This window comes from Gordonia sp. SGD-V-85 (assembly GCF_001456905.1).
GTDB classification, from domain to species: Bacteria; Actinomycetota; Actinomycetes; order Mycobacteriales; family Mycobacteriaceae; genus Gordonia; species Gordonia hongkongensis.
In genome coordinates, this window is sequence record NZ_LNQO01000012.1 from 1 (window position 1) to 15378 (window position 15378).

Annotated in this window: 1 protein-coding gene; it reads right to left on the reverse strand. The window is 70.5% G+C overall.

The window, feature by feature from the left end:
• Positions 1-15363 (reverse strand): non-ribosomal peptide synthetase (locus AS181_RS14745; RefSeq protein ID WP_139114212.1); only part of this gene is annotated, 15363 nt, incomplete at its 3' end.
• Between the last annotated feature and the right edge of the window lie 15 nt (positions 15364-15378).

Here is a 15378-nt window from a genome sequence, read left to right on the forward strand (position 1 = left end):
GACATCCAGGAACACCGACAACATCGACGGCACGAAATGGATGACCGACACCCGCTCAGCCGTGATCAACTCCGCCAGATACCGCGGATCACCATGCCGCTCCGGCTCGGCCACCACCAACGTCGCCCCCACCGCGAACGGCAGGAACAACTCCCACACCGACACATCGAACGTCACCGGCGTCTTCTGCACGAAGACATCCGAGTCCTTGATCGAATACCAGTCCCGCATCCACTCCAGACGATTCACGATCGCCGCATGCGACACCGTCACACCCTTCGGCCGACCCGTCGACCCCGACGTGAACAACGTGTACGCCGCATCGGCGGGCTGCAGGGGCGCGAGCCGTTCGTCGTCGGTGACCGGTGCGGTGGCGAGATCGACCTCGACGGTCGCGTCGACCACGACAACCGAGACCGATTCACTCAGTCCCGCAATTGATTCCGGCACAGGACCGGCCGCGACCAGGACGTGACGCACACCCGCGGTCTCGACCATGTGAGCCGCGCGATCGCGTGGCGCGGCCGGATCGACGGGTACGTAGTGCCCGCCCGCGGCGACGACGGCGTGAATGGCCACCATCATCTCGATCGATCGCGGAAGGCACACGGCGACTGCGTCTCCGGGCTGCACGCCGGAGGCGAGCAGGGTTCGGGCGAGGGTCCACACCCGAGCACCGAACTCCCCATACCGCACCGACCGGCCGCCGAACGACAGCGCAAGCGCGTCCGGGTTCTCCGCGACCCGGGCGACGAGGGCGTCGGGCAGGGTGACAGCGGGAACGGCGGTCTCGGCGCCCGACTCGGCGCTCTCGATCTGTGCATGCGCGGCATCGTCGAGCAGGTTGATGTCACCCACCGGGGCGGCGGGAGACGTGACGAGCCGGCGCAGTACCTCGACGAAGCGCGCGCCGAATTCGGCGATCGTCGGCTCGTCGAACAGATCGGTCGCGTAGATCAGCGAGACGTCCCACGCGGCATCTGGTGTCGCGGTCACGGTGACCGTCATGTCCATCTGGGCGGCGACCGAGTCCCGCTCGACCGGCGCGATCCCCAGTTCGGTCACCGCGTCGACGACCGCACCGGCCGACATGGCCGGATCGAACGACAGCATCACCTGGGCGAGCGGCGAGAACGCCTCTGAGCGAACCGGATTGATTCGCTCCACCAGGGCCTCGAACGGCACGTCGGCGTGCGCGAACGCGTCCAGGTCGGTAACCCGGACCGCGGCGAGCAGCTCGTCGAAACTCATACCCGGCCGTACCTCGGAGCGAAGGACCAAGGTGTTGACGAACATGCCAACGAGCGGGTCGAGGGCACTCTGACCACGTCCCGCGATCGGGGTGGCGACCGCGATGTCCTCGGTGGCCGACAGCCGGGCGAGGACGACCGCGAGGGCGGCGTGGACCACCATGAAGGAGGTCATCCCCCGCTCGGCGCGCAAGGCGTCGACGGCCGCGGCGACGTCCGCGGGGATCTGCAGGCTGTGGTGTGCACCGTGGTTGGACGCCACCGCCGGACGTGGACGATCCGCCGGGAGTTCGAGGACCTCCGGCAGTCCGCCGAGCTGGGCCGTCCAGTACCCGAGCTGGCGACCGAGGATCGATTCCGGGTCATCGGGGTCGCCGAGGACGTCGTGCTGCCAGATCGCGTAGTCGGCGAACTGCACCGGCAGCGGGCCGAACTCCGGTTCGGACCCCCGGCTGCGCGCCTGGTACGCCGCGACGACGTCGGAGACCAGCGGCGCCAGCGACTCACCGTCTGCACCGATGTGGTGAAGGATGATCGCGAGGATCGCCTCGGTGTCGTCGATGCGCCAGAGTCGGGCCCGCAGGGGCCACTGGGCGGTGACGTCGAATCCGGTTCCCGCGGCGAGTTCGAGCTCGTCGGCGGAGTCCACCAGCGCCCAGTCGAGTCGAGTATCGACCTCGCCGGTGGGGTGGATCAGCTGATACGGCTCGCCGGCGTCGTCGGGGAAGGTCGTGCGGAGCACCTCGTGCCGCTCCACCGCGTCGACGATGGCGGCGCGCAGCGCGTGGGTGTCGAGCGGACCCGTCAGGCGCAGTACCGCCGGGATGTTGTAGGCGACCGAGTCGGGCTGGAACCGGTTGATGAACCAGATCCGGCGCTGCGCGAACGACAGCGGGATCCGGTCCGGGCGCGGCGACACCGCCACCACGGGTGGCAGATTCGCGCCGCGTCCGGCGACTGCCTCGACGAGGTCGCGGACGGACGGCGCCTCGAACACGTCTCGCACCGACACCTCGGTACCGAGTGCGTCGGCGACGCGCGAGGCGAGGCGGGTCGCGGACAGCGAGTTGCCGCCGAGGTCGAAGAAGCTCGTCGTGACCCCGATCTCGTCGACACCGAGCACCTCGGCGAAGACCTGCGCGACCGCGGTCTCCTGCGGGCCGGTGGGCGCGACGATCTCCTCGACGACGGTGGCCGAGTCGGGTACCGGAAGGGCGTCGCGGTCGAGTTTGCCGTTCGCGGTGAGCGGCAGCGTCTCGACGTCGATGATCTGGTCCGGGACCATGTACGACGGCACCGCACGGCCGGCGATGCGCCGGACCTCGGTCGCGTCGACCGCATCGTCGGCGTCGCGGACGAGATAACCGATGAGTTGCTCACCGCGACCGGGGATGTCGACGACACGCGCCGCGGCCGCGCTCACACCCGGCACCGCCAGGAGTGCCGCCTCGATCTCACCGAACTCGATTCGGTAGCCGCGCAACTGCACCTGTGCGTCGCCGCGGCCGAGGTACTCGATGTCGTCGCCCACGCGGCGGGCGAGGTCGCCGGTGCGGTACATGCGGGTCCCGGGCTCGCCGTAGGGTGACGCGACGAAACGCGTCGACGACAGCCCGGCGCGCTTCAGGTAACCCTGCGCCAGTTGCCCACCGGTGACGTACATCTCGCCCACGACACCCTCGGGGACCGGCCGCAGCCGGTCGTCGAGCACGTGGATGGCCAGCGACGACAGCGGCCGGCCGATGAAGCTCGCGTCGTCGGCCGCCACCGAGTGCGGGTCGAGCGGCCGGAAACTGACGTGCACGGTCGTCTCGGTGATGCCGTACATGTTGACCAGCGTCGTGGTCTCGTCCGGATGGTCGTCGAACCAGCGCCGCACCTGCTCGAAGCTGAGCGCCTCGCCGCCGAACACGATGTAGCGCAACGACAGCGGGGTGTCGCGGCGTCGGCGGGTCTCGGCGAGCTGGTAGAACGCCGACGGCGTCTGGCTCAGCACGGTGACCCGTTCGCGGGCGAGCAGGTCGAGGAACTCCTCCGGCGCCCGCGCCAGGTCCCGGTCGACCAGGACCAAGCGGCCACCGGTCAGCAGCGGTCCCCACAGCTCCCAGACCGAGAAGTCGAACGCGTACGAGTGGAACATCGTCCACACGTCCGTCTCGTCGATGTCGAAATCACCTGCGGCGGTGTCCATCAGGGTCACCACGTCGCGGTGGGTGACCTCGACACCCTTGGGCCGGCCCGTGGAACCCGACGTGTAGATCACGTAGGCACGCGAATCGGGATGAACTGTAACCGGTTCCGGACTCGCAGCGGCACCCTCGGCGACCAGCTGCGCGACCGGCACCACCGGCGTGGTGCCCAACTGGGACCACAGTTCGAAGTCCGCGGTCGTGTCGTCGATGATCACCGCGCTCGGCGCGGCATCGGAGACGATGAAGCGCAGACGGTCGACGGGATTGGTGGTGTCCAGCGGCAGATAGCCCGCGCCGGAACGCAACACACCCAGGATCGAGGAGACGAGATCGACACCGCGGGAGGTCGCCACGGCGACGAGATCGCCGGTGGACACCCCACGCGCGTGCAGGGCCGCGGCGACCGCGGCGGAACGCTCGTCGATCTCGCGGTAGTCGAGTGTGGACGTGGTGTCGGTGACCGCCGGACGATCGGCGTGGGTGCGCGCTGCCCGCGCGAACAACTCAGCGAGCGAGACGTCGGTGTTGCGGGTCCGGGTCACCGGCGGCTTGAGCTCGCTGCGGTACTCGGCGTCGTCGAGCAGGGAGATGGCCCCGACCTCGGTTGCCGGGTCGGCGACGAGGGTAGTGAGGATGCGGATCAACGCATCCGAGTACACCTGCACCTGCCGCTCGTCGAAGGAGGCGGGCAGATACTTCAGTTTCAGCTCGATCTGGTCGCCGACCACGCCGGTCACCAGGTTGAGCGGGTAGTGGGTCGAGTCGGTGGCGTCGAGATCCTCGATCCCGATGCCGCCGGCGTCGGCCCCCTGCTTCAGGGACTGGGCGTCGACCGGGTAGGACTCGTGCACCGCGAGGGTGTCGAACAGCTGTCCGCGACCGACGAGTGCGGTCAGCGCGGGCAGTCCGAGGTGCTGGTGGTCGAGCACCGCGACCTTCGAAGCCTGCAGCGCGTCCAGGACGTCGGCGGCGCGGGCGCCCGGGTCGACGTCCGAGACCGCGGGCAGGGTGTTGATGAAGAGGCCGACCATCGTCTCGACGCCGTCCAGATCGGCCGGACGTCCGGAGACCGTCTCGCCGAAGACGACCGTGCGCTGACCGGTGATGCGCGAGAGCAGCACCGCCCAGGCGAACTGCATCACTGTCGAGACGGTCACTCCCCGTGCGCGCGTGAGGTCTTCGACGGCGGAGGTGATCTCGGCCGGGAGCAGCACGCTGTGATCGCGCGGAAGCTGATCGGAGGTCGCCTCGCGGCCGGAGCCGACGAGGGTCGGCTCGTCGACGGCGGACAGCACCGACCGCCAGGCCGCCAGTCCCGCTTCGGTGTCGGAGGCGGCGATGTACCGCAGGTAGTCGAAGTAGTCTCCCCGAGCCCCGGATTCGGCGGCGACGGTGCCGGTGTAGGTCTGACCGGTGGCGTACAGCGCGAACAGGTCGGCCATGATCAGCGGGCTCGACCAGCCGTCGATCAGGATGTGGTGGCTGGTGACGACCAACGTCGAGCGCGTGCCACTGCGGACGAGGACGAACCGCATGAGCGGGCCGGACTCGAGGTCGAACGCCGTCGCGCGTTCGACCTGCGCGACTGCGGCGATCGCATCGTCGCCGCTGTTGGCATCCACTGTCCGCCAGGGGATCTCGACCGTCTCCGGAACCACCGCGACGACCTCGCCGCTGGGTACCCGGACGAAACTGGAGCGCAGTACCCGATGGCGGGCGAAGACCTCGCGCACGGCCTCGGCGAGACGGGTGGCGTCGACCTCGCCCTTGAGCGTGAGAACCGCCTGCGCGGTGTAGACGTCGACCGCCCCGGCTTCGCGGCCCGCCGCGGCGAGTTCGGCCTGGAACTGCAGGCCGCGCTGCAGCGGCGACAGCGGCCACACGTCGGCGCCCGGATACCGCCGGGCCAGGTGATCGAGATCGTCCTGGGTGACGCGCGCACCGAGGACATCCGACGGGGAGAGTCCCGGATCGCCGACGCGGGCGACCTCGTCGACGATGGTCGCGAGCTCGGCGTCCCAGCGCCGCGCGAGGTCGTCGACCGCCTCGGTGTCGATCGCGCCGCGCGGGAACGTGAATCCCGCGACGAACTCGCGACCGCTGTCGCCGATCGCGATTCCCGCGTTGATGCTCAGCAGGTTCGGCACGACCATGGCGCCCGTGACCGTGCCGGGCAGGCGCGGTGCGGCGGGGTCGGGCAGGAACGGCATGCCCGCCTCGCCCACGGCCGAGGCGTTCTCGCCGCCGGCCCCGGTTCCCGCGACGTTGCCGAGGTAGTTGAAGCCGATGCTCGGCAACGGTCGCCGGGACAGCTCGGTGTCGCCGTAGCGGAGGAGTCCGTAACCGATCCCGTTGTCGGGCTGGCCGACCCGCTCCTCCTTGGCGAGCTTGACCGTGTGGACGGCGTCACCGCGGACGTCGACGGCCATCGGCGCGATGGTCGTGAACCACCCGACGGTCCGGGACAGATCCACGGTCCGCGGATCGGTTCCGCGTAGCAGGGCTTCCTCGTATCGGCCGTGCCCCTCGAGCAGGATGGTCACCGGCCGGTCGTCGGCAATGCCCCGGGCCTGCTGCCACGACCGGACAGCGCGCGCCAGAGCAGCCACGAGAGCGTCGTTGACGTTGCCGCGGAAGGCGGTCGGCACCGACGTCAGCAGCGCCTCGGTCACCGACGAGCCGACCGTGTGCACCACGGTCTCGGTGGTCGACATGCGGTCACGCGTGCGGTCGACCTCCGCCCCGAGGTCGGTGACCCGTTCCGGCGACCGTTCGAGCCAGTAGCGCAGCTCGTCGGATCGCCCGGCCCGCTGGGCGTCGAGCGCGGCGGTGAAGGCGCGCGCCGAGGTGACCTCCGGTCGCAACGAATACGCCTGACCGCCTTGATGTTGCGCCCACGCGGTCAGCAGGTCCTCGATGATGACCCGCCACGAGACGGCGTCGACGCCCAGGTGGTGGATGACGACGACGAGCCGTGCGGCGGCGTCGGGGTCGGTGACCAGAACGGCCGCGACGAGCTGCCCGGTGGTCGGGTCGAGACGCCGCGAGGCGTCCTCGAAGGCCGCGACGACGGTGTCGGAGAAGCCGAGGTCAGCGGTCCGTACCGGACTCGCGAGGGCGGTGACGGCGCCGGGATGCAGTGGCGCGACGCCGGTGCGCATGCGCCATTCGCCATCGGCCTGCCCGGGTTCGACCGCCGCGCTGAGCATCGGATGCACGGACACGACCTGCGCGAGGAGCTCCTGCGCGATCTCCACGGTGAGTCCGGCCGGCGCGGTCAGCACCATGGACTGGGAGAAATCGGCGAAGTCGGTGACCTCGTCGGTCTGATCGAGGATCCACGAGACCACCGGCGGCACGGCCATCGGGCCGATCCCGCCGCCCGCGGGTTCCTCGAGGGCGGGCACCCGCTCGCCACGGGCGCCGACGGCGCGGGCGATCGCACGAACGGTCTTGTGCTCGAAGATGTCTCGAGGCGACACATCGATCCCGGCGGCCCGCGCCGCCGAAGCGACCTGGATGGACATGATGGAATCGCCGCCGAGGGCGAAGAAGGAGTCGGTGACGCTGACGCGTTCGAGACCCAGGAGTCCGGCGATGATCGTGGCGAGCTGCTGCTCGACCGGCGTCTCGGCGTCGACGTGATCGGAGTCGACCTCGATGGTCGGCGCGGGGAGTGCCCGACGATCGAGCTTGCCCACCGGGGTCAGCGGCAGTGCGTCGAGCACGACGATCCCGGCCGGCACCATGAACAACGGCAACCGGTCGGCGAGGTGCTCGCGCAGCGTGGCGATGTCGACTGCGTCGCGCAACACCACGTAGGCGGCGAGCGCCGCGACGACCGACTGTCCACTCGCGGCGAGCCCGCCGTCGGAGTCGACGCCGACGACGACCGCGGAGGCCACCGCGGGGTGATCGCCGAGCGCACTCTCGATCTCGCCGAGTTCGATACGCAGACCGCGAAGCTTGATCTGGTCGTCGCTACGACCGACATAGTCCACCGAGAGCGACCCGTCGCGGTCACGGGCCCAGCGGACGATGTCCCCGGTGCGATAGATCCGGTCGCCCGGCGCGCCGAAGGGGTTGGCGACGAAGCGCTCCGCGGTCAGACCGCGGCGCTCGAGGTAGCCGCGCGCCAGGGCCGGGCCGCTCACGTACAGTTCGCCCGCCACCCCGACCGGAACTGGGCGGAGCCGGGAGTCGAGCACCAGCAGGTCGACGCCGCCGATCGGCGGTCCGACGAGGACCGGTTCCTCGACCCGCATGGGCGGGCCGATCGCGACACCGATCGTGGTCTCGGTGGGTCCGTAGAGGTTCTGGAAGCGCACCAGCGGTGCCCAGCGGTCACGCAAGGTGTCCGGGACCGCCTCACCGCCCGCGTAGACGGTGTGCAGATCCGGGAGGTCGGCCGGATCGAGGGAGGCGAGCACTGTCGGGGTGAGGAATGTATGGGTCACGCGGTGCTCGCGCATGAAGTCCGCGAGCGGTGCACCGGCCACCGCGTCGCGGTGCCGGTACACGACGGAGGCACCCACGGTGAAGGCGAGCAGGTACTCGAGTACGAAGGCGTCGAAACTGGGTGAGGCGAAACCCAGGACGCGTGAGTCCGGGGTGATTCCGGATTTCTCCGCGGCCTCGACGCCGAAGTTGCGCAGGCCGCCCGCGGTGACCTCGACGCCCTTGGGCGTACCGGTCGATCCGGACGTGTAGATCACGTAGGCCGTGTCGTCGGCCCCGACCGCGCTCGGCCGGTCGGCGTCGGTCACAGGCGAATCACTGGTCGCCGCAACGGCTTCGATGAGCTCCGGCGAGTCCAGTTCCAGCCACTCGCTGCCGGGCATCCCGGGCCCGGCCACATCGCCGAGCGTGAGCCCGAGCCGCGCACCGGAATCGGTGATCATGTGCGACACGCGATCCGCCGGGTAATCCGGGTCGATCGGTACGTACCCGGCCCCGGTCTTGGCCACCGCCCAGATCGCGACCATCAGTTCCGCCGACCGTGGGATGAGCAGCGCGACCAGGGTGCCGCGGCCGATGCCGCGATCCAGCAGGTGACGAGCCAGCCGGTTCGACGCGGCATCGAGCTCGCCGTACGTCAATGACCGCTCGGGGTCGACGACCGCGGTCCGGTCCGCTCCGCCGCGCCGGACCGCGGCGGCGAACAGCTCGGCCAGCGGCACGGCCGGTGTCGCGGGCTGACGGCCCACGGGGGTCAGCAGCTCGCGCTCGTCGGTGTCGAACAGGTCGGCGTCACCCACCGGCACGGTCGCGTCGGTGACCAGCTCGTGCAGCAACCGCGCGAATCGATCCATCATCCGCGCGACCGTCGCCTCGTCGAACAGGTCCGTGGCGTAGTTGACCCGGCCGATCCAGGACCCGGCGCGACCCCCGCGGAGTCCGACCGTCAGGTCCACCTTGGCCGAGTTCTCCTCAGTCTCCACCACTTCCACCGCGAGCTCGTCGATGTCGGCGACGAGAGTGGACGGATCCGCGGGAGTGGGGTCGACGGTCAGCAGGATCTGCGTCAGCGGCGCGAAGGCCTCCGAACGTGACGGCGCGAGTGCGTCCACGACCGCCTCGAAGGGGGCATCGGCGTGGGCGAAGGCGTCGAGATCGGTGACCCGCACGGCGTCGAGAAGGTCGGCGAACCGCTGCGCCGGGTCGACCACGGTCCGCAGAACCAGGGTGTTGACGAACATGCCGACCAGCGGATCCAGGGCGGCGTCGCCGCGTCCGGCGATCGGGGTGCCGATGGCGATGTCGTCGGTGGCCGAGAGTCGCGACAGCAGCACGGCCAGTGCCGCATGGATGACCATGAACTCGGTGACACCACGCTCGGTGGCGAGATTTCGGACGAGATCTGCTGTCGCCGAGTCGATCTCGAAACCGACTTCGGCGCCGGCCATCGACGCGACCTTCGGACGCGGACGGTCGGCGGGGAGTTCGAGCACCTCGGGAAGCCCGGCCAGCGCGGTGCGCCAGTAGTCGACCTGCGCCGAGACCCGCGAATCCGGGTCGTCGATCGAGCCGAGCTCACGACGTTGCCAGAGCGCGACGTCGGCGAACTGCACCTCCAGCTCCGCGAAGTCGGGCGAACGACCCTGGGAGCGCGCGACATACGCTGTCACCACGTCGGTGACGAGCGGGCGCATCGATTCGCCGTCGCCGGCGATGTGGTGGATCACGATGAGGACGATGTGTTCGAGGTCGTCGACGCGATGCACGCGGATGCGGATCGGTCGCTGCACGGCGACATCGAAACCCGTGCCGGCGGCGGCGAACAGGTCGGATTCCTCGTCGACGACATCCCAGTCGAGTTCGGCGCCCACACCGGTGGCGTCCCCGATGACCTGTCGCGGTGCGCCGTCGATCGACGGGAACACCGTGCGGAGCACTTCCTGACGCTCGACGACGTCGACCATCGCGGCACGCAGCGCGGCGAGGTCGAGCTTGCCGCGCAGGCGCAGGGCGATCGGGATGTTGTAGGCCGCCGAGCTGGTGTCGAACTGGTTGATGAACCAGATGCGTTGCTGCGCATAGGACAGCGGGATCTCATCCGGGCGCGGGCGTACCGCGGTGACCGGCGGGAGGCCGGGTACGCGGTCGGCGACGCGTTGCGCGAGCTCACGCACACTCGGTGCGTCGAAGAGGTCGCGGACGCTGACCTCGACGCCGAGCGCCGCACCGGCGCGGGCCGCGACCCGCATCGCGGCCAGGGAGTTGCCGCCGAGATCGAAGAAGGAGTCGACGACCGAGACCCGCTCGACCCCGAGGACCTCGGCGACGACAGCGGCCAGGGCCTGCTCGGCCGGCGTCGTCGGCTCGACGATCTCGGACTCGGACACGGTGGGCGCCGGCAGCGCGCGCCGGTCGACCTTGCCGGAGGCGTTACGGGGCATCTCGTCGAGGACGACCCACAGTGTCGGGCGCAGGTGGGTGAGCAATCGTTCCGCGGCGAAGGCGCGGACCGTGTCGACGTCCACGGTGTCGCCCGGATGGCCCGTCAGGTAGGCGACGAGCGCATCGCCCGCGGAGGTGGTGGTCACCGCGGCAGCAGCAGCGACCACGCCCGGCGCGGCGGACAGGACTGCCTCTGTCTCGCCGAGTTCGATGCGCTGTCCGTGGATCTTGACCTGGAAGTCGGCGCGGCCGAGATACTCGAGTTCACCGTCGGCGCGCCAGCGTGCGAGGTCGCCGGTCCGGTACAGCCGCGAGCCCGCTGGGCCGGCCGGGTCGGCGACGAACGCCTGGGCGGTCAGCGCCGGCGCGCCGGCATACCCGCGGGCCATCTGCGCGCCACCCAGGTACAGCTCGCCGGGAACGCCGGGCGGCACCGGGCGGAGGCGGTTGTCGAGGACCCGGGCCGTCACGCCCGGTGCCGGGCGGCCGATGGTGACGACCTCGACCGGTTCGACCAGGGGCCGGATCGTCGCGTCCACCGTCATCTCGGTCGGCCCGTACTGGTTGACGACCACCGCGTATGGGGCGGCCGCAAGCGTCTGCTGCGTCACCGCGGGGGTGAGTGACTCACCGCCGGTGAAGATCTGACGCACCGAGGACAGACCGGTGGCGGGATCGAAGCTCTCGTCGAGGAACACCGCGAGCAGCGACGGCACGAACTGCACGGAGGTGACCCGCTCGTCGGCGATGACCCGGGCGAGATGCGCCGGATCACGGTGGCCGTCGGGTGCTGCGACCACGGCCGTGGCGCCCGCGACGAACGGCCAGAACAGCTCCCAGACCGAGGCGTCGAAGGTGTAGGGGGTCTTCACCAGCACCCGTTCGTCCGCCGGGTCACCGGTGTAGGCCCCGAACCAGGACAGCATGTCGTGCAGGCCCCGATGGGTGACCGTCACGCCCTTGGGCTGACCGGTCGAGCCCGAGGTGAACAGCGTGTAGACCGGGTGCCCGGCGCGCAGCGCCACCGGACGCTCCGCGGGCGTGACGGGAGCCGACGCAGCGGTCGCTAGCGCGTCGAGATCAACGGTGACGAAGGTTTCCGGAACGGTGGACGCGGCCTCGGCCCAGCTCGGACGTGCCCCGGCGACGACCACCGTCGACGCACCGGACAGCGCCAGCTGCCGGCGGACGACCTCGGCCGGCGCCTCCGGGTCGATCGGCACGTAGGTTCCGCCGGCGAGCACGATCCCGTGGATCGCGACGAGCATCTCGACCGACCGCGGAACGGCAACCGCGACTGCCACATCCGGCCCGACACCCTGCTCGAGCAGTCGTCGTGCGAACGCGTGGACCAGCGCCCCGTACTCGGCATGGTCGTAGGTGCGCCCGCCCGCGCGAACGGCGGGGCGGGACGCGTTGCGGGCGAACGAGTCCGCCAGCGCATCCGCGACCGTGACGACCTGCCCGGGACCGGCGTCGGTGTCAGCCGCACCGACCCATCGTTCGATCGCCTCGTGCTCGGCCGAGGTCATCAGCTCGGCGTCGCCGACAGGCGCACCCGGGTCCGCGGTCAGGGCGTCGAGAAGGCGTACGAACCGATCGGCGAACAGGCGCACCGATTCGGCGTCGTACAGGTCGGTCGCATAGAGCACCGAGCCCTGCCAGTTGTCGCCGTTGTCGGCGATGCCGACGGTCAGGTCGACGCGCGCGGAGAGTTCGTCCGGTTCGGCCGGGGTCACGGCCAGGCCGCCGGCCTCGCCGATCGTCCCCCCGCCGATCGTCAACGTCTGCGAGGCCAGGTCGGCGATGGCCGACTGGTCGAAGGCGAGCCACACCTGCGCGAGGGGCGCGTAGGCCTCGGTGCGCAGCGGGTTCACCCGTTCGACGACCGCCTCGAAGGGGATGTCCGCGTTCGCGAAGGCCTCGAGATCGGTGCGGCGGACGTCGTCGAGCAGTTGGTCGAAGCCGGCCGAGGAGTCGACGCCGGTCCGAAGGACCAACGTGTTGACGAACATCCCGACCATCGGGTCGAGGATCGACTGGCCACGACCGGCGATCGGCGTCCCGACGGCGATGTCCTCGGTCGCGGACAGACGCGACAGCAGGACCGCGAGCGCCGCATGCGCGACCATGAACGGGGTCAGCCCGCGATCGCGGGCCAGGCGCGCAACACGCTCCGAGACCTCCTGCGGCACACTGAATTCGACGCGCGCACCGCGCTGTGAGGCCACGGCCGGACGTGGGCGGTCGGTGGGCAGCTCGAGCACGTCGGGCGCGCCGTCGAGTTGCCGCGCCCAGTACTGGAGCTGTGCCCCGATGAGCGAGGAGTCGTCGGTGGCGGCGCCGAACACCCGACGCTGCCACAGGGCGACGTCGGCCATCTGGACCGGCAGCGGCCGGAAGTCGGGCGCGTTCCCGGCCACCCGTGCGGTGTACGCGGTGATCAGGTCGGTCACCAGCGGCGCCAGGGATTCGCCGTCGCACGAGATGTGGTGCACCACCATCCCGAGGACCGCCTCGGTGTCCGAGATCCGGGAGAAGCCGACGCGCACCGGCAGTTCCGCGACCAGGTCGAACCCGCCGAGCATCACCTGCGGCAGCGCCGCTTGCGGCACCTCGCGCCAGTCGAGCATCGCAGCCGCCGCCGAGGGGTCGTGGACGAGTTGGTAGGCGTCGCCGTCGGCTTCGGGATAGGTGGTCCGCAGGACCTCGTGGCGGGTCATGACGTCGAGCAACGCCGCACGCAGCGCGTCGGCGTCCACGTCGCCCGACAACCGCAGGACCATCGGGATGTTGTAGGCGGGCGAGGCCGGGTCGAACCGGTTGATGAACCACATGCGCTGCTGTGCAAGCGACAGCGGGATGCGGTCCGGACGGTCGGCGACGGGCTCGATCGGGGGCAACCCCGGGCGCTTCGACGCCGCGGCCAGTGCGAGGTCGCGAACCGTCGGGGCGTCGAAGAGGTCACGGACGGTGAGGTCGACGCCGAGCGTCTCCGCGGCGCGGCCGACGATGCGGGCGGCCAGCAGCGAGTTACCACCGACGTCGAACACCGACTCGACGACACTGATGTCCTCGAGACCCAGTACCTCCGCGAAGATGTCCCGCAGGGCCGCCTCGGTGTCGTTCTCGGGCGCGACGAACTCGGTCGTCGACGCCAGCACCGGCCGCGGCAGTGCGCCGCGATCGAGTTTGCCGTTCTGGGTCAGTGGCAGCCGCTCGACCGTCATGACGACGTCGGGGACCATGTACTCCGGAACCGTGGCCGCGACTCGGCGGCGCACGACCTGTTCGTCGACCTCGGCGCCCTGCTCGGGAACCACGTAGGCGGCGAGGATCTCACCCCGGTCGGGCAGATCCACGACGTTCGCCGCACCCGCCGCGATCCCGTCGACACCGACGAGTGCGGCCTCGATCTCGCCGTACTCGATACGGAATCCGCGGAGCTGGACCTGGGCGTCGCCCCGACCGAGGTACTCGATGTCGTCGCCGACGCGGCGCGCCAGATCGCCGGTCCGGTACATCCGGTCACCGGAACCGTTAGGCGCGAACGGGTTCGCGACGAAACGCGTGGCACTGAGGCCGGCCCGGCGGAGATAACCTTGCGCGAGTTGCGTTCCGGTGACGTACATCTCACCGATGACGCCCTCGGGCACCGGCCGCAGCCGCGAGTCGAGGATGTGGATGTCCAGCGACGACAGCGGCCGTCCGATGAACGACGCGTCACCCGCCGACACCGCGTCGCGGTCCAGCGCGCGATAGCTGACGTGCACCGTGGTCTCGGTGATGCCGTACATGTTGACCAGCTGCGCACCGTCGGCCGGGTTGTCGTCGAACCACCGCCGGACCTGTTCGAAACTCAGCGCCTCACCGCCGAACACGATGTAGCGCAGCGCAAACGAGGCCTGCTTCTGTCGCTGGGCGGTGATGAGCTGGTAGAAGGCCGACGGCGTCTGGCTCAGCACCGTGACCCGCTCGGACTCGAGCAGCTCGACGAAGGCGTCCGGATCGCGCGTGGTGTCCTGGTCGACCACGACGACGCGCCCGCCGGTGACCAGCGGTCCCCAGATCTCCCAGACCGAGAAGTCGAACGCGTAGGAGTGGAACAGCGTCCACACGTCGTCCGGACCGAACGAGAACTCCTCCGCCGCGGCCTTCATCAGCGCGACGACCTCGTGATGCGAGACGACGACGCCCTTCGGCTGGCCCGTCGAACCCGAGGTGTAGATCAGGTAGGCCGGCAGCCGCTCGTCGAGGGGTTCGGGCTGCGCTCTCACCGCTCCCTGAGGAGTCCCGGCTGCCAACTCCTCGGGCGCCGCGAACCGCACGTCGATGACGCCCCACGCCGCGGCCAGGTCTGCGTCGGCGAGCACCAGCAGCGGCGCGGCGTCGTCGATGATCGACTGCGCGCGCGCAACCGGCTGGGAGCGGTCGAGCGGCAGGTACGCCGCCCCGGTCTTGAGGACGGCGAGCAGGGCCACGATCAGCTCGGCACGGCGCGCGAGCGCGACTCCTACGAGGCGGCCCGGACCTGCGCCGGTGGCGCGGAGTGCGCCGGCCAGCACCTCGGACCGCTCGTCGAGCTCGCGATAGGACAGTACGGTGCCGGTCGCGTCGCTGACCGCGGGCCGGTCCGCGTGGCGGGCCACCGCGGAACGGACGAGACCGGGCAGTGAGCCGAGGTCGGTGCTGCCGATCAGCTCCAGGGCCCGCTCTCGGATCAGCGCGATCGCGCGCCGGGTGGCGTCGGCGATCTCCGCGGGTGCGCGGCCGGCGGCGGCCTCGGTCTGGGTGACCCCGGCGCCGACGGCCGCCTCGGTGTCGAGCCCCTGCGCGATGAAGATCTGGGCCGTTGCCGAGACCCGTGCGTACAGCTCACCGAAGGTGACCGGACCGGACGCCGCCTCGTAGGCGGTCTCGGAGGGTGCGACGCCGGCCGAGAAGGCGATCAGGTGCAGTGTCGAAGGCCGCGAGCCCCAGGTGAGAGAGATGTTGGAGGCCGTTGAATCGACATCGGTCACGTCTGAGTCATTCCT